The organism is Alistipes muris, from assembly GCF_943193205.1.
Lineage (GTDB): Bacteria > Bacteroidota > Bacteroidia > Bacteroidales > Rikenellaceae > Alistipes > Alistipes muris.
The window spans coordinates 71,305-94,073 of record NZ_CALPDD010000010.1 but is presented as its reverse complement, the minus strand read 5'-3'; the positions used below and the strand labels follow the sequence as shown (position 1 = coordinate 94,073).

The window sequence follows — 22,769 nt, the reverse complement described above, 5'->3', positions numbered from 1 at the left end:
TCAAATAAATTTGGCATTGCGCTCGGCTTTTCGTATTTTGGCTTTGCCGAAGATACTTCGCCTCGGCAATGCTCAAAATAAATTTGGCATTGCGCTCGGCTTTTCGTATCTTTGCAGGCATTTCGCGCGGGCGCTTTGTGCGCGTAGCGGCGGATGTATAACATTATCAACCTTTTAACGAGCGATTGTATCGCACATCATTCCATCTATGGAAGCAAACAACAACGTGGTCGCCAACGAGAATTTCGATTGGAACGCATTCGAGAACGATTTGGGTGTTTACAGCCAGTCCAAGGACGAAATCGCTGCGGCTTATGACAAGACTTTGTCCAACGTCAACGTGGGCGAGGTCGTCGAGGGTACGGTGACGGGCCTTTCCAAGCGCGAGGTCATCGTCAACGTCGGTTACAAGAGCGAGGCTATCATCCCCGTCTCCGAGTTCCGTTACAATCCCGACCTCAAGGTCGGTGACAAAATCGAGGTTTACGTCGAATCCGCCGAGGACCGCAACGGTCAGCTGGCCCTTTCGCATAAGAAGGCGCGCCAGCTCAAGTCGTGGGACCGCGTCAACGAGGCGTTGGAGAACGACGAAATCATCAAAGGTTACATCAAGTGCCGCACCAAGGGCGGTATGATCGTCGATGTCTTCGGTATCGAGGCGTTCCTGCCCGGTTCGCAAATCGACGTCAAGCCCATCCGCGATTACGATGTCTACGTCGACAAGACCATGGAGTTCAAGGTCGTCAAAATCAACCAGGAGTTCCGCAACGTCGTCGTGTCGCATAAGGCGCTCATCGAGGCCGAGCTCGAGGCCCAGAAGCAGGTCATCATGTCCAAGCTCGAAAAGGGTCAGATTCTCGAGGGTACGGTCAAGAACATCACTTCCTACGGCGTCTTCGTCGATTTGGGCGGTGTCGACGGTCTGATCCACATCACCGACCTTTCGTGGGGCCGCGTCAGCCATCCCGAAGAGGTCGTCGCTCTCGACCAGAAGATTCAGGTCGTCATCCTCGACTTCGACGATGCCAAGAAGCGCATCGCCTTGGGTCTCAAGCAGCTTACGCCCCATCCTTGGGAAGCGCTCGACCAGAACCTCAAGGTCGGCGACAAGGTCAAGGGTAAGGTCGTTGTCATGGCCGATTACGGTGCTTTCGTCGAGATTGCCACCGGTGTCGAGGGTCTCATCCACGTTTCCGAAATGTCGTGGAGCCAGCACCTGCGTTCGGCTCAGGAGTTCATGAAGGTCGGCGACGAGGTCGAGGCCGTCATCCTCACGCTCGACCGCGACGAGCGCAAGATGTCGCTCGGTATCAAGCAGCTTTCGGCCGATCCGTGGGCTGAAATCGAGACCAAGTATCCCGTCGGTACCAAGACCACGGCCAAGGTGCGTAACTTCACCAATTTCGGCGTCTTCGTCGAAATCGAGGAGGGCATCGACGGTCTGATCCATATTTCCGACCTCTCTTGGACCAAGAAGGTCAAGCATCCCGGCGAGTTCACGCAGGTGGGTGCCGACATCGAGGTCGTTGTGCTCGAAATCGACAAGGACAACCGTCGTCTGTCGTTGGGCCACAAGCAGTTGGAGGAGAATCCCTGGGCCGGTATCGAAAGCAAGTTCCCGCTCGATTCCGTACACGAGGGTACCATCACCGAGATGACCGACAAGGGTGCTGTCGTTTCGCTCGACGAGAACGTCGAGGGTTTCTGCCCCACGCGTCAGCTCACCAAGGAGGACGGTTCCGTGCCGAAGGTCGGCGACAAGATCGAGTTCAAGATTCTTGAGTTCTCCAAGGCTACGAAGCGTATCACTCTGTCGCACTTGCGTACTTACGACGATGTGCGTAAGGCCGAGGCCGCTGCCGAGAAGGCTGAAAAGCGTGCCGCTGCCGACGCTACCAAGTCGACCGTCAAGAAGATCAACGCTTCTGTCGAGAAAACTACGCTCGGTGACATCGCCGGTCTCGCCGCTCTCAAGAGCGCTATGGAGGCCGCCGAGGCCAAGAAGGCTCCCGCCAAGAAGTCCAAGAAAGAGGAGACTGCCGAGGAGTAGTTCCCGCAGTTCTTGTCTGTTTGTAGGCCGTCCGCGAAAAGCGGGCGGCTTTTTCGTTGTGTAGTTCCTCCCTTTCCCCGATTTGTTTCCTCCTGTATCCGGGTTCGGATATGTTCCTTTCCGCTCCGAAATTCCCGTTTGGAACGCTTTGTGCCGTTTTTTTTCGTCATGCCCGCCCCGTGGTCCGGCGCGGTCTCTCGGTCGGGCGTGTTTTCCCTCGTGTTCGGGGTTTTTCGTGTTTTATTTTGGAGGGTCGAAAAATTTCGTTATCTTTGGGAATTCCATATACTTGCGGTTGATTGCCATGTCGAAAGCGTTGCTTGCTCCGATAGCCTTTTTCTACAAGATGGGGGTGACATTCCGTCACCGCCTCTTCGACTGGGGCTTCCTCAAAAGCGAGCGGTTCGACATCCCCATCATCTGCATCGGCAACATCACCGTCGGCGGTACCGGCAAGACCCCTATGGCCGAGATGATTATCGCCTACATGTCCCAGAAGCATAATATCGCGCTCCTCTCGCGCGGGTACGGGCGTAAAACCAAGGGTTACCGCGAGGTTTCGCTTTCGTCGCATTACCGCGAGGTCGGCGACGAGCCGCTCCAGATCAAGCTCAAGTTTCCCGATACGGTCGTCGTGGTCTGCGAGAAGCGGTCCGAGGCCATCCGGCGGATTCGTTCCGAGCATCCCGAGGTCGACCTCATCGTCATGGACGACGGGTTCCAGCATCGTTACGTCGAGCCTAAAATCAACGTCCTCATGATCGACGCTACGCGGCCTATCCAGCACGATAGGATGTTGCCCGTCGGTTCTCTGCGCGATTTGCCGTCTCAGATTTACCGGGCCCATTATTTCATCGTTACCAAGTGTCCCGAGAAGATGGCGCCCATCGACAGGCGTATCTTGCGTAAGGTCTTGATTCAGATCGCTTACCAGCAGGTCTATTATACCCGTTTCGAGAGTTTCATTCCCCAGCCCCTTTTCGCCGACGAGGCTTCGCGCGAGCCTTTGGCGCAGGGTTGCAAGGTTATTGCTTTGTCGGGTATCGGCAACCCCGAGCCGTTCCTCAAGACGCTCCACGAGCGTTATAAGGTCGTCGCCGAGGTCACGCTCGACGACCACCATGTCTATCGTGTCCGCGACATCCGGTTGCTCGCGTCGTTGCTCGCCAAGCATCCCGGCTCCGTCATCGTCACCACCGAGAAAGACGCCGTCAAGTTGGTCAACCGGGCCAAGATTCCGTCCGAGGTGCGTTGCGCCCTTTATTACCAGCCCATCAATATTTCATTCATAGAGGATTCGGCAACGGATTTTCTCCAAAAGTTAGAAGAAGATGTTCGAGGAAATTAAACAGACAGCCGCTTGGATCCGGGAGCAGACTTCCGGGTTCCAGCCCGAGGCAGGGATTATTCTGGGTACCGGACTCGGGGATTTCGCCGAGCAGATCGACGCTCGGTTTTCGCTCGATTACAAGCAGATTCCCGGTTTTCCCGTCTCTACGGTCGAGGGACACAAGGGGCGGATGATTTTCGGCTTGCTCGAGGGGCGGCGCGTCGTCGCCATGCAGGGCAGGTTCCATTTTTACGAGGGGTATTCCATGCAGCAGGTCACTTTTCCCGTGCGCGTCATGCAGCAGTTGGGTATCCGCGTGTTGTTCGTCTCCAACGCTTCCGGCGGTATCAACACTTCGTTCCGCGTCGGCGATTTGATGGTCATCACCGACCATATCAACCTCATGCCCAACCCTCTCATCGGGCCTAACCTCGCCGAGCTCGGGCCGCGTTTTCCCGATATGCACAATTGTTACGACAAGGGGCTCATCGCCCGCGCCACCGCCATCGCCGAGCAGGAGGGTATCAAGCTCCAGTACGGCGTCTACGTCGGCGGCACGGGTCCTACGTTCGAGACCCAGGCCGAGTATCGTTATTTCAAGGCCATCGGCGGCGATGCTGCCGGTATGTCCACCGTGCCCGAAGTCATCGTCGCCCGGCACATGTCCATCCCCGTCTTCGGCGTCTCCGTCATCACCAATTGCGGGCTCTCCGACGAGATCGGCGACCACGAGGACGTGCAGTTGCAGGGCAAGAAGGCCGGGGTCAAGATGCAGTTGTTGTTCCGTCGTATGATTAAAGAGTTGTAGCCATGGTCAATAAGGTCATTCTTATCGGTAACGTCGGTATGGACCCCGAGGTCCGTACTACGGAGGGCGGTGTCAAGGTCGCCCGTTTGCGGCTCGCCACTACCGAGCGGCTCTTCGACCGCCAGGCCAACGAGACGCGCGAGCATACCGAGTGGCATACCGTCACTTTGTGGCGCGGTTTGGCCGACGTCGTCGACCGTTACGTCCACAAGGGGTCGCAGATTTATATCGAGGGGCGTTTGCGTACCCGCGATTGGATGGACAAGGACAATAACAAGCGGTTCACTACCGAGATTCTCGCCGATACCATGAATCTGCTCGGGCGGCGCAGCGACAATTCCGCTTCCGACAGCGCTTCTTACGGGCAGGCTCCCGCGTCCGCACCCTACACTCAGTCGCAGGCCGCTCCCGCCGCAACGGCTCCGGTTCAGTCCGCCGCTCCGCAGGCCGCACCTCAGCCCCAGCCTGCTCCGGCTCCGTCCATGCCTGCCGACGATCCCGACGATTTGCCGTTCTGATTCGGTTGCGCTTATACCTATATATTAAGGAAAGACTTTCAGCGAAGTCTTTCCTTTTTTTGTCGGCCTGTCATATCAGTTTCAAATCTTTTGCTATCCGACAGGCTTCGATGGAGTTCTTCACCTGTAATTTGGCTAAAATCCCTTGTCGATGCCGGCTGACCGTATGGATGCTGATAGAGAGTGTTCCGGCTATTTCTTTGCTCGTCGAACCTTTGTCTATGAGGTTCAAAACTTGTTTTTCTCTGACGGACAGTATTTTTGTGTCATGTTGTTTGCCCAGTTCGGTCGTCTGTCCATTGACAGGATTGATTATCAGACATTTGGATGGAATGTCGAATGGCAGAGGGCTATAAAGGCATAAAGCCAGCCACAAAGTCTCGTCGGAGGGTGCAGGGACATAGAACATTCGATGCAGTACGGGTATATAGTTATTCGTATCGTTTTTCATGCGGAGTTTGCTTGTCAAATAATAGTCGCTGCGTTTCTTTTTGGGCTGGCGTTTGACAAAATGGAAAAAGCGGAGTTCTTGCAAGTGTTTGTCGGCCAGGTCATCTGGATGAATAAGTTTGAAGATTTCCTCTTCCCAGATGGAAGGTACTTCGCCTTCTTTTTCGCATTTGCCCGTTCTCAGCATTCGTGAAAATCCGCCGTAATAGATGTAGCTTGCATCGGTGCGTAAATCGCTCAATACGGCAACGGCATTTTCCATGCGCGCATAGTTGCGAGCCATTTCCTTGTATCGGTCCAGCATCTCCGCATAGGGGTGTTTTGCCGCAAAGTTCTGGGCGGAAAATTCCTTGTTCAATCTATCTTTGGGGTCCATTCGCCGGCAATAAAATGGTTATTTGTAATCATTGCATGGTATGCAACAATACTTTAGCTTTGCAAAGATAAATATTGGAAATGGTTATTTGTCATAAGCGAAGCGTAAAATGCCGTCCGAAGCCCGGGTTGAAAGCGTCGTGAACATAGATATTCCGGCCGGTTCGTTGGTTGTCGGAAATTCCTGCCGGGTCCTCCGGATGTTATTAAATATTTGAAAATGAAAAAGTTGTTTTTGTGCGGAGCGATGATTGCCGCTTCGGCCGCCTGCATGGCGCAGTCATTGGAAAAAATGCAGTGGTTCAATGAGCCGGAACAATGGGAAATCGAAGAGGGTTCGCTTTCGATGCGTGTCACTCCCCGAACCGATTACTGGCGCATATCCCATTATGGGTTTACCGTGGACGATGCCCCGTTTTTGTACACCTTGCGCGGCGGGGAGTTTGAGGTCAAGGTGAAAATATCGGGTGACTATAAGACCCGTTTCGACCAGTCGGGGCTGATGTTGCGTATCGACCACGAGAATTATATCAAGGCGGGTATCGAGTTCGTGGACGGGCAATACAACCTCAGCACCGTGGTAACTCATCGCACAAGCGATTGGAGCATCATACCTTTGGACAAGTCCGTGCCGTTCGTATGGATAAAGGCTGTCCGTAGGCTCGATGCGGTGGAAATTTCCTATTCTTTTGATGACAAGGAGTACGCAATGATGCGCAACGCTTGGTTGCAGGACAATCGCCCTGTCATGGTCGGGGTAATGGGAGCCAGCCCCGACGGCGACGGCTTCGACGCTGATTTCGAGAGTTTTTCGATCAGGCATTTGCCCGATTTGCGCAGGGCTCAATGGCTGGAGGGAAACAGCAAGTAGCGATTAAGAGCGGTGGACGGTTACACTATCTTGAGCAAACCGAGATTTCACGGACGACGGGTACTATAAAAGTGCCATTGCCGCCCCGGAGGGCAATCACGTAGAATTGATAGCCTGAATCAGAGTAATAGTCCAAGTAAAATAGTCAAAACTTCATCCGGCATTTTGTTGAGAGCTTCCTCTTAAATGCCGGATGAAGTTTTGTATATGGACGGTTGACGTTTGTTATTCCAGGTCTTCCGGTATTCCCGCGCACCGTTCGTATACCGATACATCTTGCGGGTCGTCCATCGCCGTCCAGACCATCCGTTCGGCCGTGAATTCGTCGATTCGGTAGACATGTTGCCAGTCGCCCACAGCGTGGTCGTATTTGCCGCGGATAACCGTGCCTTGGCCTTCTTCTTCCAGGATGTTGAATTCGCCCGTTCGCACGCGCAATTGGAAAGCGTCCAAATTGTCATACATCTTGAACTTCATATCCTTGCGGATGAATTCGATATAGATGTAACTCCCTTCGGCCAGCGTCGCGCCGTCGAATTGCGTCAGTTGCCACGTTCCTGCTATGTTGTTGGCATTGGGTGTCAGCGGGGTGTCTGCCTCGTCGTCATCGTTGCAGGCTCCGCAGATGGTCAGTGCCAGCGAGAGGAGGGCGATTTTCCAAAGATTTTTCATTTGTCTTCTATCTGTTTTTGTTTTTGTCGTTTCCTTTTGCCCGGGGCCGAAGTCCGGTTGCTCGGTAGGGTGCCTGATTGCCCGTCGGAGGGTCGTCATTCAAAACGAAGCCTTGCCATTTCGGGCAGAGTTTCGTCATTCTATGCTGTCTTTCTGCACCAAACTTCGTCTGAACGTCTTCTTCCTGCTTCGACTGCTGTTCATTCGCATGTCTCCCATTTCGAGCAAGTCTCGTCGCTCAAAGCCTTGTCATTCTGAGCGAAGCGAAGAATCTGTTTCCGGTTTCATTCCCGTTTCGGTTCGTCGGCATTCGATACCGCTTTCCCGCGGCTCACTCCGCCGTGCCCGTTCCGATTCTTACTTCAAGCATCCGTTGGCTCGGCGGCAGCGTCAGTCCCTCAAGCAGTATCGGAATCCGTTCCGGCAGCGTTTTCGGGGCTTGTTCCGGGTCGAGCCGGATTACCAGGTCTCCCGTTTTGCCGGGTTCCAGTATTTCCGGTTCGCATCCGAACGTCAGGTATTTCGGCAGCAGTCCTCCGTCGGCTCTCGGTCTCTGCGGTTTTTCGCCCGCATTGAGACATTCTATCCGTTCCGTCTGTTTCCGGTCTCCCGCCAGCCGCACCGTCCGTTGCTTCAGCAGCAGCGGGCCCATCGCATGGGCATAGTCGTGGGTCGGCAGCGCCGAGGGTTCCACATGGCCCGTCAGTTCCAGTACGGCCGTCGGCCGGGTGTCCGAAAGTTGCGTGTAGACGAATATCTTCCGTTGGAAGTCGCCCGGGTGGCCTTTGGGGTGGTAGGTTACTTTTATTTCGCCTTGCCCGCCCGCCGGTACGGGGCGTTTGTCGTGCTTCGCTTTCGCGCAGCCGCAGCTCGTCTGTATCCGCGTCACCACCAGCGGCTCTTTTCCGTCGTTGCGCCAGCGGTAGGTGTAGGTCGTCGGCGCGCCGTCTTCGTGCAGTTCGGGCGTTTCGATTCGGCGCGTGTCGAAGCGCATCGTCTCGCCGCCCGCCGCCGTTGCCGGGTTCGTCAGGCTGTCCAGTTTTTCCCGCGTAAGGTGCGTCACCCATTGGGCTTGCAGCTGCGTCGGCAGTGCCAGCCAGAGTGTCGCCAGACACAGATACATTATGCGGCCGTTCCGGAGCATCTTCGTTTTTAGAGCCAGCCGTTGCCGTTCGCGCCCTTGCGGACCGTGATGCGGAAAGTCTGCGTTTCGTCGTTCGACGTAGCAATCTTCGCCGTCGTCGCGCCTGCTTTCGTTCCTTTGACAACCAGTTTGTTGCCCTCTGCGGTCGCCGTCGCCACCGTCGTGTCGTCGATGGTCACCGTGTAGGTCAGTTGTTCGCCGTTTATGAAGTAGTTGCCCGGTGTCACCGTCACGTTTCCGTCCAGCGGTACATAAAGGTTGGGGAACTTCACCTGCGTGCCTTTGCCTCTAATCGCGTTCAGCAGTTTCGTGGCGTTCACTTGCCCGGCTCCCATTTGTTTGTGGTAGTCCGAGAGTAGCATTTGGCTGGGGTGTACCGTGCCCAAGTCCGTCGTGTAGCGGCAGTAGAGCTTGCGGCCCGTCATGTATTGGTCGATGGGGGTCACCGTTTCGTAGAGCAGCTGCTTGAATTCTTCGGCCGTGAAATGTTTGCGCAGTTGGAACGCATACGACAGGCCCAGCGCCGCTACGCCCGACACATGGGGGCAGGCCATCGAGGTGCCTTCCATGTAGCCGTAGCCGCTTTCGCTCACGGTGTAGGGAAGCGCCGACAGTACGCTGCCCGTTTTTCCGCGGTCTGCGCCCTCGCCGTATTCATAGTAGTAGTCTTGGTCGCCGCCCGGGGCTGCTATCGTGGTGCCGGGGCCGTAGTTCGTGTAAACGGCCGGGGTATAGTCGGCCGCCGTGGCCGATACGGCGATACACATTTCGGCCGCTCCCGGGAATCCCGCCATCGGGGCGGTTTCGTTGCCGCCTGCAAAAATCGCCAGACCTCCGTCGATGGGGCCGTTGGGCGAGCCCGCGTTGTGGACGAAGTAGTCCAGGGCTTCTTGTTCCAGGGGGCGGTTTTCGGCCCATTGTTCTTCGGTCGTGAAGGCCGGCTGCCATTCGTAGCCGTTGGCAAGGCCCGAGGTGTAGCCCCAGCTGCATTGCAGGATGACGGCTCCGTTGTCGGCGGCGTATTTGATTGCGCGTACCGTCGCCAGGGCGTTGGGTTCCGTGTTGCCCGAGAATATCTGGCAGCTCATGATTTTCACGCCCGGTTTTTCGGCCGTGCCGCCCGCTATCGAGCTGATGCCTTCGCCGTTGTTGTTCCGGGCCGCTATTACGCCCGCCACATGCGAGCCGTGGCCCGTGTCATAGGCGTCGTCCCACGTGATGCGGCCCGAGCCGGTCACAAAGTTGTAGCCGTGGCGGTCTCCCGCATAGCCGTTGCCGTCGTTGTCTTCGTTGGAGTTTTCGATTTCGTCTTCGTTCACCCACAGGTTGTCTTTCAAGTCGGGGTGGGTCAGACATACTCCTTCGTCCAGTATCGCGACGATGATCGACGGGTCGCCCGTCGAGAGATCCCACGCTTCTTCGCATTGTACGTCGGCTCCCGCTATCGACTTGCTCACGCCGTCTTTCTGGAACAGGTCGCCATGGTTTATCAGGTGCCATTGGGCCGGCAGCTGCGGGTCGTTGTAGGGGAAGTCCGCCGCCCGGGTCTTCAGCGCCATCGCGCGGAGGGTTTCAAGGTCCAGCGGCTTGGCTTTTTTCTTGGCGTCGTAGGCTCGTTTGATCGTGTGGTTCAGGCTCACTTTCTGCACTTCGCCCAGTTGCGCGAGTTGTTCCGCCACTTCTTTCTCCGTGCGGTCGCCGTCGAAGCGGATTACGTACCACAGATGCAGGCCCGCATTCCGGGTCTTGGCTTCGGTGCGTGCGTTCACCGGGAATACGCGTTCGATTTCATAGCCGCCCGCGAGCTCCAGCACTTCGTCTACCGTGAGGATTCCCGAGCGCGTCGCGGCTTCGCCGTTGCGGGTTTTCGCCGTCGCGCGTTCCAGGATTTCGCTCACATAGGGGTCGAATTTGACCAGCAGTTCGCCCGCCGTCGTCGGTTGTGTTCCCGGGCCTTGCGTGTTCGGGTCCGTATGCGGGTCGGTCGTGCAGGCCGCCAGCACCAGCAGCAGGCCCGCCATCATTCCGTATAGCGTGTTTTTCATCATCGTGTCGTGTTTGTTTCTTCCCGTTCGTCCGAGGGCCGGGTTTTCGTCGGGTAGAAATCATAGTAGTAGTTCATGTTGACCGGTTCGTTGCTGAATCCGGCGGTCCGGCCGTTCGCGTCGATTCCTTCCTGGTTGAATATCAGGATTTCAGGCACCCACCAGTTCAGCGCCGGGTGGTAGAGCAGCCAGTAGGGCAGTTCTCCGGTCATGCGGTTCAGGTTGATGGCAAAGAATTTCGTGCGGGCCATCACTTTCGGAGTGCCTATCAGGCTTCTCGGCAGCGTGTCCACACCTTTGTCGTTGGCCGAGTTGTCGATGTCGGCTTCCGTGTAGAATTCCGTCCAGCCGTTCTGTGGCGCGTCGACCGTGCCGAACGACGGGAGCGAGCCTTGCAGGTAGTTTACCGACAGCCTCAGCGTGTCGAGTTCCCATTCAAGCAGATGGCGCGGGAATCCCGGTTCTTCGATCAGACCTCCGATGTCGGTCGTCACCGAGTTGCTCAGGTCATAAACCAAGCTGCGTTGATTGGCGTTCATGATCAGCGTATGCAGCTTGGGCATGTTTTCTTTCGTCAGTATCGAGGGCAGTTTCTGGAAGGAGTTGCTGCTCAGGTCCAGATATTCAAGGCTCTTCAGGTTCTTGAAGTCCGGGTGCAGCTCCGTCAATCCGTAGCCCGAGATGGTCAGGCGTTTGAGTTGCGGCAGTTTCGTAATCGCATCGCCCGTGTTCAGGCTCAGCATGTGGGTGTTGGAGTTGCTGAAGAAGGTGATTTCTTCGGCCGCCGTCAGGTATTGTATTTCAAACGGTATGCCTTCCTTGGTGGTGAAGAACGAGAAAGAGGCCGATTTTACACGTCCGGCTTTTTCAGGAGTGTAGCCTTCCATGTTTTCTTCCCACAGGACCACGCCTTCCCAGTTGTCCATGCTTTCGGAGGCGTCCCATACGTTGCGCCACGAGTTCAGCGAGCGGTTTACGCCCAGCAGCGCCACCGAGTCGCCTTCGCGGGTGTTTTCTTTGATTTTCTCCGCCGCTTTCTGTTCTACGCGCAGTTTGTCCTGTTGGTCGAGCGTCACGTTCCCTTTCGGCAGGAACGAGATTTCGGCTTTGCGGATTCTCGGAATCGAGCTGATGTTCCATTTGAAGCGTACGGTCACTTCGCGCGGGCGGATTCCGCGGTCGATGTTCACCTTGTAGCTGTCATATTGGAGCCAGCCCGTCGTGTCGGGGATGGCTACATTGAAGTCTACGTTGGTTTTCACCTTCACGTCGAAGTAGCGTTCGTCCAGCGTCGCGAAGTTTTCGACCGATATTTCCGGTTCTTCCAGCGTGATGGCATAGGCGTAGCCGTCTTGCTTCACCGTTATTTCCTGGTTGTCGCGCGATTGTTGGTTCTGAAAGCGGATGACGCCCTGGCGCGGCGTCTCCACCAGCGCCGAGTCGATGAGCAGTTGGCAGGTCGTTGTTCCGCGGCCGTTGGCAGGCGATACGGTGATCCACGGCGCGTCGGTCGTGGCGATCCACGCATCGTCCGACGCTATGCGGACCGTGCGGGTTCCTCCGTCGGCTCCGATGGTTATTTCCTTGCTGTCCGGTCCGAACGGGGCGTTCGTCTTGTCGTCGGTACAGGCGGCCATGGCCATCGTTCCGAGCAGGATGCTTATGTATGTCAGATGTTTCATGTTCGTCGCTCTGTTTATTGCAGCATTTCGTCGCAGTTGATGATCTTCTGCGTCTTGTCGTACACAAGCATGTAGGCTCCGTTCCGCCAGTAGATGCAGATGTCCGACGCATCGAATACTATGTTCGGGTTGTCGCTGATGTCAAGGTTGTAGATCAGATACGAAATCTTGTCGTCTACCTTGCGCAGGTCGTTCGACCCCAGAAACAGCCCTCGCAGTCCCGTGTGTTTGTAGATTCCCGTCGGCCATTCGCGCAGGCAGCGGGCTCCGTTGTCGTCGCGTTGTCCGCGTACGGCGAATACCGTCAGTCCCGATGAGTTGAGCGGTTTGTAGGGGAACGACGCAAAGGCGTTGTACGACAGGTCCACTCCGTACAGATAGGGCAGATCTTCGGCCGTGAAGTCCTTCGGCAGTTCCTTCAGTCGGTTGTAGGTCAGGTCCAGCGAGGCCAGCGAGGCCGCGAATTCGCCTTTGAACGAGCCTTCCGGTATCTCGGTCATGCCGTTTCCGCGCAGGATGATGTAGCTCACATAGGAGTTCGTTCCGCTCAGCAGTTCCTTGGGGAATACCTTTATCTTGTTGTTCGCCAGCGTCAGCGTGTTGACCAGAATTCCGTTGAAGTCGTCCGGCAGTTTTTCGATTTCGTTGTAGGAGAAGTCTACGGTCTTTATCACATACTTGCCTTTCGAGGAGAAGATGTTGGGGAATACCTTCAGTTTGTTGTAGGTCGCCGAGAAGGTCTCCATGTCTTCCATCGGGCAGAATTTTCCGTTCGTCGTCGGGAATTCTTCGATCAGGTTGTGGTCCAGGCGTATCTCCGTCGGGGCCACTTCTCCCAGACCTCCCGCGGGCAGTTTGCTGATTTTGTTTTCGCACATGTCCAGCGCGCCCAGTTTCTTCAGATTGCGGAACGAGTCCGGTATGGCCGTCACGTTGTTGTTGCGGCAGTAGAAGAGTTGCAGTACGTTCTGCGATTTTCCGTTGCCTATCGCTTCCAGGCCCGCGGCCAGTCCGTCCGGGTCGTGTTCGCTCCATTGTTTGTTTTCCGAGATGTTCAGCGACACAAGTTTCGGCATTTCGGCCAGCACTTGCGGGAATTGTTCCATCTTCGGGCAGTTGTAGAGTTCCAGGTCGGTGCAGCTCTCCAGCTGGACCATTTCGGCCGGCAGTTCCTTGATTTCGCTGTTGGCTATGTTGAGGATTTCCAGTTTCTTCAGGTTGCCGATCTCCTTGGGCAGCGATTTGAGACCGTTGCAGATTTTGCCGTGGAGGTTGGCCGCCGGGCGGATGTTGAGTTGGTTGCCCTGGGTGTCGAATATCTGGTTTTCCGTGTAGCCCTCGTCATAGAGTGCCGTCGAGGGCGTGTGGATGTCGTGTTCGCGCAGGGCAAGGGCACAGGGCCACGACATCTGCGTCGCCGGGTGGTGTTTTTCGTAGTATGCCTTGTGGTTGGCCATCCGGTTGCGCGCACGGTTCGCCATGCTCGTCGCCAGGTCTTCCGTCGGGTCATAGTAGTTTTTGTCGTTCTGCGTACCTAAGTAGAGTTCGATCATTTCCGTCAGTTGGCCGATGGCCGCAGGCATGTCGCCGCGGAATCCGAATCCGCTCAGGTCCAGACGCGCTACGCGGCCGTTGTCGTGGAGCTGCACGCCCGGTTGGGCGCCCCACAGGTCGGGGTCCTTGTTGAAGTCCCAGTTGGCTCCCGGGTTGTAGCTTTCGCCCGCATAGGACCAGCGCGGGCCGTCGAGGGCTTCCCAAATGGCCTTCAGTGCGTAGTAGTCCTTGATATATTCGTCGCTTTCGTAGAGCGCGATTTTGGCTTTGATTTCGGTCGTTTCGTTGTCTTCCACCGTGAAGTTCGCCGCGGCAGGCCGGGCGTTCGTCTCAAGGACGGTCTTGTTCTTGTCGTAGGTCACATACGAGACTATGCGGTATTCGCCCGCAGGCAGCGACAGCAGCGAGTCGCATTTGCTCGACGAGGTCTGGTAGCCGAACGTGCCGTTTGCTTCGTTCTGTTCGTCGAAGTGGATGGCAAATTCCATCGGCAGTTTCTCGAACGTCGTCAGGTCGTTCGTTTCGGTGTTCTGTACCGTCAGGTCCGTGTGTTTGATTTCGTCGAACGTGTATTGGCGGTTTACGTTGCCGGCGCGGGTCCGGACAAAGTCCGACATGTCTTTCAGCAGCGTGACGCGTACTTTGCCGCGCGGCGTCACGTTCACCGTCAGGTCGTGGGTCGTCAGTCCGCCCGCTGCCACGGTCAGTTCGTTCTGTTGCGGCAGGCCGTTGTAGAGCAGTTCGTCGTGCTTGTCATAGAGCGAGAACGCCACTACCCGGTAATTTCCCGTCAGTAGTTTGAGTTTGGTGCTTCGCAGGCCGTATTCCGCCGCGTCCTTGTCCGCCGCATCCAGCGTCAGGGTCTGGGCAAGCATGGTGCCGTTGTAGTCCAGACGTACCGTCACTTTCGTCGCGTCCGACAGGTAGTCCAGCTGCGTTTGTACCGCACGGCCCGCCAGCGTCGTTTTTTCGTAGGAGACCTCCTTGTAGAGTTTGAACTGTACATGGCCGTAGTCGAGTTCCCGGTTGTCGGTGCCGTCTTCGGAGCATCCGCCCAGCAGGGTCATCGCCATGCACGTCGCCGTCGCAAGCAGGATGAGTTTGAAAAGTTTCATGTTCAAAACCTTGTGCTGTGTTCTCTGTTAATTATCGTTCTTTCGGTATAAAGGCCCCGCCCCGTGGGACGGGGCCTTCGTTTCGCAGGTCGGGTTCGGGCGTTATTCCTCGTCTTCTCCCGAATCGTAGTTCGTCAGGTCAAGCGTGCAGACAAGTACTACTGCCGTCTGCCACGACGCATTGTAGAACACAATGCTGTTGGTCATCGTCTTCTGGCCTTCCGGGAGTTTCGTGGCGTCCATCGAGATGATCGTCGTTCCGTCGCCCGGTTCGTAGTTCAGCCATTCGTCGGCGTTCGAGCTGCCTTTTTCCGGCAGTCCTTTCAGTGCCGACATCGTCGCAGTGAGTTTGCGGAACGTCAGGTGATATACCGGTGCTCCGTTGCCCGGGTTGTATTCCTCGAAAAGCGGGCCCGAGGTCAGCAGTTCGAGCGACGATTCGTCTATCATCGGGGCATACTGCGGGTATTGGAATTCTACCTTGATTGCTCCGTCGTCTCCGCCGATGCTGGCGTTTTCGTCGTAGATGCAGCGAATCATTACGAATGCACCCTCCGCATTTTCAAAGACAATGTAGCCTACATGGGCCAGTTGTTCATCTGCCTGCGACTGAGCTCCGCATTTGTCTTTCGAGGGGGTCATGTCGATAACAAAGCCGTCGTTGGCCTGGCGTACCGCCAGCCACGAATCTGCTTGCGACATTTCTTTCCGATTGTAGTCGTAGGCTTTGTATGCGGTGTATTCCTGAGCCAGTTCCAACTTGGAATCTTCATTCGACCATCCCTTGGTGTAGGTCAGTTGGAAACCATCGTTAACTTTGAATTCCGTCATTATCCAGCCATATTCGTCGGGCGAAAGTCTTTTCAGTTCCGCGCCTACTTCGGTCATACCCTCCGGGTTCACCGCCGATACAAGGTCGGGTTTCGCACCTTGGTTCACCCGCGTCATAATGTACGGCTGGTATTCTTCCTTGATGTCCATGTCGGCAAGCTTCCAGGCTTGGAGGCCTTCGGCGACCGAGGCGGGCAGAGCTACAATCACGGCTTCGCGGGCATCGCCTGCGTTTTCCGTTACCGTAATCGTGTAGCGGCGTTCTTTGAGTACGTTGTTCGCATCCGATACGGTGCTTTCGATTTTGAGCCACGTTGTCTGCGATGCGTCTGCTTCCAGATAGCTGTTGCCGCCCATTTCCGTTATTTTGGCAAACTTGAAAATTACCGGTTCTTCCACGCTTACAATGTCGCCGTGCGCTCCGCCGTCGACCCAAGCTCCTGCCGAGCTGCTGCCCGCGCTGAAGAACTTGCCTTTGGCGTTGAAGCGGCTTTCGGCCACGAATCCCGTCATTTCGTAGTGGTTGCGGCAGGCGGGTATCTTGACCGTGTAGGCGTATTTCAGGTCCGGGTTGTTGCGGGCGCACAATACGAATTTGCCTTCCTGGTCACCGTCCAGCGGGTATTTCGTCGGGTCGGCTTTCAGCAGGATTTCCACTTGTTCGCCGGCTTCGCCTTTGTAGTCGGCTTCGGACAGCCATTCCGATTTCTCGGCCAGGCGCCATGCGAAGTTGGCTTCCACCAGAATCGGGTACATGTAGCCCGAGAGCCCCGACGGCCATGCCAGTTCGATGGTCTGCGCCGGGGTTTCATTGTATATGTAGCCCAGTTCTCCTTCCGAAGCATAAACAAAGCTGCCGCCTTCCATCTTGCTCGTGTAGAGCGTCAAGGCGCGTTCTTGTTGTTCGATGCTCAGCGTCGCAATTACTTTCGACTGGCCGCCCATGGTCAGCGTCACTTCGCACTTGGGTGCGTCGTCGAAGTTCTCTATTTCATAGGTTCCGATAGTCACTTCCGCCTTTCCGGCTTCGCCGTATTGCGTCAGCACCTTGTGTTCGCCGTCCGCAATGTAGAACGATTGGGACGCGTTTTCCGGAATCGAGACTTCCCATTTCATGTTGGCCTCGAATGCGAGGGTATGGCTTTCGCCGGGTATGATCGCGGTTTCTATGGCTTCGGGGAATACGGGGGTTCCTGCGGGGCCGTCTTCACCCGTCTCCGAGCAGGACACCAGTGCAAGGCTCAGACCTGCGGTCAGAAGCATCGCCCAATGCAAAAAGTTCTTTTTCATGATTTTTGACTTTTCGTTAAACGCTATAATTAAAGAGAACGCTTTTCGCCGTTTCCCGTATTACATGCCTTCTTCTCGTTGCAGACGGTCCGCTTCTTCGTCGCTGACCCATTCCAGTATCGTGTAGAAGTTGCCTACCGAGCCCACAGGCGTACCCAGGTTCTCCACATACATGTGGGACCAGAGCGCTGCGAAGTTTTCGCACGCGCTGTAGTACGATACATAGTTCTGGGCGCTTTCCGTCAGGATTTTGTTGTCGCCGCGGATGATTCCGAATACCGATGCTTCGTCGGAGATCACCTGGTCCGAATCCATCGACACTTTCGGTTCGGCAGGATCCGTGGGGTCGAAGCGCAGAGTTACGTCGTAGCCGTTGAACAGCCAGTCATGCAGAATGACAAGGTTTTCTTCCGTCGGGTGTTTTTCTGTGCGGATCAGTCTCTGTATGCTCTTGTTGTCCACTCCCGGGTAGTCTTGCAGGAACGTCGAGGTGACCACACACCAGCCCGTGTAGTTTTCCAATGCAAAGGGGCAGCTCTTGACCATCTTCACGTTCGTGCCGTTGCCGTAGAATTCCCATTCCAGTTGTTCCGGCATCACCAGGCGCAGGTTGAAGTTCACCGTGTCGGCGATTTCTAGCGCCGCATAGTTGCCGTGGACCAGGATTTCCGTCGCCAGCTTGCCCGCCGGTATGGTTATCGTGTTGCTCTTCAGTCGGTAGTGTAGCCCTTCGATGGCTTTGCTGCCCTTGTCGATTACCTCTACGCCGAACGTGCGGTCGTAGTCGCACGACTTCGTCGAGGCTACTTGCACCGCAAAGTAGTGTTCCGCATCGTCGGGTATCATGTGCAGCGACATCGTGTCGGCGAACATCACATATTCGGCGTCGGAGTAGGTCGTGCGTTCCTGGTTGCAGCCCGGTACGAGTGCAGCAAGGAGCGTGGCAGCCGATATGACCGTTATGATTCGTTTCATGTTTCGTCTTCTTTTATTTGTTGCTTTCGTTGGGCAGGATTTCCGAGCCCGGGGCGTCCAGTTCGTGCTGCGGAATCGGCCAGACCATGCGCGGGTCGTCGCCCTCGATTTTCAGCGTGCTTCCTTCTTCCATCGCGTAGCTCTGTTTCTTGCGCTCGAAGCCCATCTTCCAGCGTTTGAGGTCGTGCAGGCGGAATCCCTCCATGTAGAGTTCGCGCACCCGTTCGTTGGATATCTGTTCTTTCCAGTTGGCCTGCGTGACGTTCAGCGTGCCGCCTGTCTGGTGGCGGCTCTGGCTCAGAGTCGTCAGGTCCTTGCTCGCCGCCGAGTAGTTGGGCGTCGGCAGATTGCAGTAGGCTTCCGCACGAATCAGATATTGTTCCGCCAGCCGGAAGGGTTTGGGCATGCAGCGGTGGAATATGTTGCTTTGGACGAATGTCCGGTTGCCGTAGTACTTCACCAGCACCGGCGATTTCATGCCGTTGCCATAGCCGATGACAATGCCGTTGCTCTTGTCGGCAAAGTAGCTCGCATAGCGCAGGTCGTTTTGGCCGTAGGCGCTGAGTACCCATTGCGCCGGAGCGAAGTCCGGGTAGAAGTAGCGGTAGTCGCGGGTGAAGTTCAGAAACGCTGCACCCAGGTCGCCCGTCTTGTCGGTTACGAGAAGATCTATGCGGAAAATCACTTCGGGGCTTTTGTCGTAGAACCACATGTAGTCGAACTGTGTCAAGCCGTCCGACGTGATGGCGGTTTTCGCATTGGCCAGCGTGAAGTTGTGTTCGTCGATAAGTTTCGACGAGTATTCGATGGCCGTCTCCCAGTCCTGCATGTAGAGGGCCACACGTGCATGGAGCGCTTGGGCCGCCGCAAGGGTGAAGTAGATCGAGTTGGCTTCGTTGTTCTTTTCTTCATCGGAGAGCAGGGCTTCGGCTTTCGCCAGGTCTTCCAGCACAAGCGCATACGAATCGTAGAGCGATGCACGGCGCACGGGTTCTTTCTCGAAGTATTTCGTGCGGAGTACCACTCCCAGTTCATTTTCGGCCGTCGCCGGGTCGTAGGCTTTGCAGAAGCATTTCAGCAGTTCCGAGTAGCAGAGCGCACGGATGGCGTACACTTCGCCCGTGTAGATGTCCAGTTCGTCGAGTTTCTCGTCGTCGGTTTCCTTGGCTTTCACCGCGTCGATGCGGTCCAGATAGAAGTTGCAGTCGCCGATGGTCGTGTAGAGCGAGCCGTAGACCGCTTCGATTTCGGAGTTGGTCGAGCGCACGGTCCACAGGTAGTGGTTGCCGTAGATGTTGCTGTTGCCTTCCACCGCATATACCAGGTCGCTCTGGATGTCCGGCAGCAGCGTCAGATAGCCCGTGTAGAGGGCCGCGCTCTTCAGACTGGAGTAGATGCCGACCACGTGCTGTTCGGCATCGTTGTAGTTCTGCATCCCGCCGTTTTCGGGTATCGACTGCCCCGGAAACTTGTCCAGGCAGGAGACCGCACCCATCAGCAGAGCGAACGCCGCGAAGCAGATTTTGATATGGTGTTCTATTCTTTTCATTATCTTGTGGTCCGCTGTTTAGAAAGTTAGGTCGAGCCCGAACGTGAACTGGCGCGCCGCAGGGTACTGGGCGATGTAGATGTTCGACGGGCTTTCGGGGTCCAGACCCGAGAATTTCGTGAAGGTGAAGAGGTTCTGCGCCTGCGCATAGATTCTCACTCCGTTCAGTACGCGCGTCTTCTGTAGCAGGTTCTTCGGCAGCGAGTAGCTCAGCATCAGGTTCTTCAGTCGCAGGAACGACGCATCTTCCAGCAGGCGCGAGTCGAATTCGGTGTATACTCCGTGGCGCGGGATGTCGGTCACGTCGCCCGGTTTTTTCCAGCGTTCCAGCAGGCGGCGCGACTGGTTGTTCGACGCAAAGCGGCCGTTCGATTCGTTGAAGTAGCGGTCGTTGTTGATCATCCAGCGGTCGGCCACCCAGCTGAACTGGGCCGTCAGCGAGAGCCCTTTCCACGAGAGCGACGTGCCGAAGCCGCCTTCCCACGGGGCATACATGCTCTTGCCGATCATCACCTTGTCTTCGTCGCGCAGTTCGGTCGTCAGCGCGCCGTCTTTCGTGTACCACAGGGCGTCGCCGTTCGCAGGGTTCACACCCGCAAAGCGGTTGATGTAGAATTCGCCTACGTCGTGGCCCACCACCAGTTTCTTGCTCGTGTTGGCGAGTTCGTATTCCCGTACTCCGTTGTAGAGTTCCGTGATTTTGTTCTTCGTGTAAGAGACCGTCGCGTTGGCCGTCCACAGGAAGTCTTTGTGGGCAATCAGCGTTCCCGAGAGGGTAAGTTCCACACCTCGGTTCACCATGCCGCCCACGTTGTCCCAGCGGAATCCGTAGCCGTTGTCCGAGTACGACTGGGGTACTTCCATCAGCATGTCCGTGGTCTTCTTGTTGTAGAGTTCGAGGTCTACTTCCAAGCGGTTCCAGAATCCGAAGTGCAGACCCAGGTTCGTCGTCCAGGGTTTTTCCCACTTCAGTCCGTCGGTGCTTTGTTGGATGGGCGCTACGCCCGCATTGCCCGCGTAGTTCGCACCGCCGCCGATAAGGGCCAGATGTTCGTAGTTGGGTATGGCCGAGTTGCCCGAGGTTCCGGTCGAGAATTGGATTTGGGCGTTCGTCAGCCAGTGGCCCACGTTGTCCATGAAGCGTTCGTTGCGCATGTTCCACATGAAGCCCACCGACCAGAAGCGGCCCCAGCGGTTGTCCTTGCCGAAGCGCGACGAGGCGTCGGTACGGGCCGCCAGTTCGACCATGTAGCGGTTGTCATAGTTGTATTCCGCACGGGCGAAGAACGACAGGTAGCCGTAGTCGTCGTCCGTCATGTCGTTCCAGCTCGTCACTCGCGTCGCGTTGCTGATGTTGGTCAGTTTGTTGTTCGTCTGGCCTTTGGCTATCAGCGAGAAATCTTCGTAGTGGTAGTTGATTCCCTCGTGTCCCAGCAGGAAGTTGAACGAGTGTTTGTCGTTCAGCTTCAGTGCGTAGTTGATCGTGTTGGTGATTTGGAGGTTCAGTCCGTCGGTCGAGCTGCGCTGCGCCGTGCCGTCGTTCAGATTGGGCGAGTATTCGGGGTACGATACGCCGAATCCCGTCGTGTGGGAGTAGTCGATGCCGAATTGCGAGCGGACGGTCAGTCCTTCGATGATGGTCGCTTCGGCAAAGAGCGACGAGAATATTTTGTATTTCTTGAATGTCAGCGGGTTGTTCGCCGTCCATTCCAGCGGGTTCTGGCCCTGGCCTTTCCAGCTGCCGTCTTCGATGGAGGCCACCGAGCCGTCTTTGCGGTAGGGGTTCCAGTAGGGCATCATGAACTGCGCCGCCGAAATCGGCGTCACCAAGGTCATCACCCCGTCGTCGGCACGTTGTATTTCCTGGTAGTTCAGTGCCGTGTTGGTGCCGATTTTCAGCCACTTCGCCGCGCGCTGTTCTACGTTCGCACGTATCGAGTAGCGCTCGAATCCCGAGCCGATGGCCGTACCTTCCTGGTTGTAGTAGCCGCCCGAAACATAGTAGTTGGTCTTTTCCGTGGCGCCCGATACCGAGAGTTCGTAGTTCTGGAGCAGTGCCGCATTGTTGTAGACCGCATCCAGCCAGTTTATGTCGGTCTTGCTCAGCAGGTCGTAGTTCTTGCCCGCCGTCTGGCCGATTTCCTTTTCATAGCGGATGCGTTCCTCGGTGTTCATGATATTCCAGTTTTGCTGGTTTATCTGCGAGAAACCCAGTTGCATCCGGTAGTTGATGGTCGGATGGTCGGCCATGCGGCCGCGTTTGGTCGTGATGACGATTACGCCGTTCGCGGCGCGGGCGCCGTAGATCGAGGTCGACGAGGCGTCCTTGAGTACCGACAGCGATTCGATGTCGGCCGGATTGACCGTGTTGAAGTCGGCGCTCGAAATCGCTACGCCGTCAAGAATATAGAGCGGTGCCGTGCCCGAGTTTATCGAGTTCACGCCGCGGATTTTCATGATCGTCGATTCGCTCGGTTCGCCCGATACGGCCATCACCGACAGACCCGGTACCTGGCCTTGCAGCGCTTGGTCGAAAGCCGCCGTCGGCGTGTTTTCGATGTTCTCGGCCTTGATGGTCGCGACCGAGCCCGCTACCGTGCCTTTCTTGCGGACGCCGTAGGCGATCACCACCACGTCTTCAAGAGCCTGCGAATCGTTTTCCATCGCTACGTCGTAGCGGACGGCCGGGCTTCCGCCGGGTACCACGAATTCTACGTCCTTGTAGCCGATGTACTGGAACAGCAGTCGGGTTCCTGCGGGCACGGAAATGGTGTAGGTGCCGTCGATAAGCGTCGAGACGCCCGTCGTGACTCCTGCGATCACGTTCACTCCGATCAGAGGCTGTTTGTCCTCGGCCGCAGTGACCGTGCCGCTCACCTGGATTTTACCCCCCCCCTGCGCGGCGGCCGTTACCGGGCCGAAGCACAGTGCAAGAGCAAGAACCGTGAGTAAAAGTTTGGTTTTTTGCATTAGTGCGATTCTTAGAACATAGTTAGGTTGCAAAGAAATGAAATATATTCGAGTTTTCCAAATATTCCGTCCGGGCTTTCGCTTTCAGTTTTTGCTCCGGGTTCTTCGTTGCCATATCATATTGTAAGGAATTTCTTTGGTTTCGGGACGTTTTCGTAACGAAAAAGGGACCCTTGCAAGGGTCCCTTTGCGTTGTTGCGCATGCGGTTTTTAGTCGTCGTCGCGGTCCATGTGGGCTACATAGACGGCGTGCATCATCGCCTCGCGCTTCTGTACCGACGGCTTGGTGAAATACTGGCGGCGGCGCAGTTCCTTCAGTACGCCCGTGCGTTCGTATTTGCGTTTGAATTTCTTCAGGGCGCGTTCGATGTTTTCGCCCTCTTTTACCTGCATGATAATCATGATATTCGCTTTTTTAGTTCAATTTTTTTTACCTTTTCTCGCCTCGGCATAGCCCGAATAAATTCGGCTCTGCTCTCGGTTTATCGAGAACTTTCGTTCTTTTGTTTTTTCGCGGGCTTTCCGCCGTGGGGTTCTTCG

General features: G+C 56.1%; 16 protein-coding genes. 5 read left to right on the top strand and 11 right to left on the bottom strand.

The features are described 5' to 3' along the window. The first annotated feature begins 208 nt into the window (after positions 1-208). From rpsA to NFR47_RS06925, 4 genes are all read left to right on the top strand, one after another. A complete protein-coding gene (gene rpsA / locus NFR47_RS06940; protein WP_251214847.1) occupies positions 209-2,050 on the top strand; it encodes a 30S ribosomal protein S1 in 1,842 nt (613 codons plus the stop codon). 304 nt (positions 2,051-2,354) lie between these two features. Beyond that, a complete protein-coding gene (gene lpxK, locus NFR47_RS06935; protein WP_251214846.1) occupies positions 2,355-3,398 on the top strand; it encodes a tetraacyldisaccharide 4'-kinase in 1,044 nt (347 codons plus the stop codon). Next, positions 3,382-4,188 (top strand): purine-nucleoside phosphorylase, encoded by an 807-nt coding sequence (locus NFR47_RS06930; RefSeq protein WP_251214845.1) that lies wholly within the window; start codon positions 3,382-3,384, stop codon positions 4,186-4,188. The genes lpxK and NFR47_RS06930 overlap by 17 nt, the downstream gene beginning before the upstream one ends. A gap of 2 nt (positions 4,189-4,190) precedes the next feature. After that, positions 4,191-4,706 (top strand): single-stranded DNA-binding protein, encoded by a 516-nt coding sequence (locus NFR47_RS06925; protein ID WP_251214844.1) that lies wholly within the window; start codon positions 4,191-4,193, stop codon positions 4,704-4,706. A gap of 70 nt (positions 4,707-4,776) precedes the next feature. Here NFR47_RS06925 and NFR47_RS06920 read toward each other — a convergent pair whose 3' ends face one another. Next, entirely contained in the window at positions 4,777-5,532 is a 756-nt protein-coding gene (locus NFR47_RS06920) for a response regulator transcription factor (protein WP_251214843.1), read from the bottom strand. A gap of 219 nt (positions 5,533-5,751) precedes the next feature. Here NFR47_RS06920 and NFR47_RS06915 point away from each other — a divergent pair, with 219 nt between their 5' ends. Then, on the top strand, positions 5,752-6,402 hold the full coding sequence (locus NFR47_RS06915) for a DUF1349 domain-containing protein (protein ID WP_251214842.1): 651 nt from the start codon (positions 5,752-5,754) through the stop codon (positions 6,400-6,402). A 225-nt stretch (positions 6,403-6,627) separates the two neighbouring features. On the opposite strand, the gene NFR47_RS06910 is transcribed toward NFR47_RS06915, so the two are convergent. The 10 genes from NFR47_RS06910 to rpsU all read right to left on the bottom strand — a co-directional run bounded on the left by NFR47_RS06910 (position 6,628) and on the right by rpsU (position 22,631). Beyond that, positions 6,628-7,074, bottom strand: a complete 447-nt coding sequence (locus NFR47_RS06910) for a lipocalin-like domain-containing protein (RefSeq protein WP_251214841.1) — start codon at positions 7,072-7,074, stop codon at positions 6,628-6,630. 331 nt (positions 7,075-7,405) lie between these two features. Beyond that, on the bottom strand, positions 7,406-8,197 hold the full coding sequence (locus NFR47_RS06905; RefSeq protein WP_251214840.1) for a DUF1573 domain-containing protein: 792 nt from the start codon (positions 8,195-8,197) through the stop codon (positions 7,406-7,408). Between the two features lie 29 nt (positions 8,198-8,226). After that, positions 8,227-10,263, bottom strand: a complete 2,037-nt coding sequence (locus tag NFR47_RS06900; RefSeq protein ID WP_251214839.1) for a S8 family peptidase — start codon at positions 10,261-10,263, stop codon at positions 8,227-8,229. After that, positions 10,263-11,945, bottom strand: a complete 1,683-nt coding sequence (locus NFR47_RS06895; protein WP_251214838.1) for a BACON domain-containing protein — start codon at positions 11,943-11,945, stop codon at positions 10,263-10,265. Before NFR47_RS06895 ends, NFR47_RS06900 begins: the two co-directional genes overlap by 1 nt. 14 nt (positions 11,946-11,959) lie before the next feature. Then, positions 11,960-14,614 (bottom strand): DUF4458 domain-containing protein, encoded by a 2,655-nt coding sequence (locus NFR47_RS06890; protein ID WP_251214837.1) that lies wholly within the window; start codon positions 14,612-14,614, stop codon positions 11,960-11,962. 102 nt (positions 14,615-14,716) lie between these two features. Further along, positions 14,717-16,735 carry a hypothetical protein gene (locus NFR47_RS06885; RefSeq protein ID WP_251214836.1) on the bottom strand — a complete coding sequence of 673 codons (2,019 nt, stop codon included), beginning with the start codon at positions 16,733-16,735 and terminating at the stop codon, positions 14,717-14,719. Positions 16,736-16,795: 60 nt separating this feature from the next. Further along, complete coding sequence (locus NFR47_RS06880; RefSeq protein WP_251214835.1) at positions 16,796-17,710, bottom strand: DUF4984 domain-containing protein; 915 nt, start codon at positions 17,708-17,710, stop codon at positions 16,796-16,798. A 13-nt stretch (positions 17,711-17,723) separates the two neighbouring features. After that, positions 17,724-19,259 carry a RagB/SusD family nutrient uptake outer membrane protein gene (locus NFR47_RS06875; protein ID WP_251214834.1) on the bottom strand — a complete coding sequence of 512 codons (1,536 nt, stop codon included), beginning with the start codon at positions 19,257-19,259 and terminating at the stop codon, positions 17,724-17,726. 18 nt (positions 19,260-19,277) lie between these two features. Continuing rightward, a complete protein-coding gene (locus NFR47_RS06870) occupies positions 19,278-22,229 on the bottom strand; it encodes a SusC/RagA family TonB-linked outer membrane protein (RefSeq protein ID WP_251214833.1) in 2,952 nt (983 codons plus the stop codon). Between the two features lie 210 nt (positions 22,230-22,439). Further along, positions 22,440-22,631, bottom strand: a complete 192-nt coding sequence (gene rpsU, locus NFR47_RS06865; protein WP_251214832.1) for a 30S ribosomal protein S21 — start codon at positions 22,629-22,631, stop codon at positions 22,440-22,442. Positions 22,632-22,769: the final 138 nt, after the last annotated feature.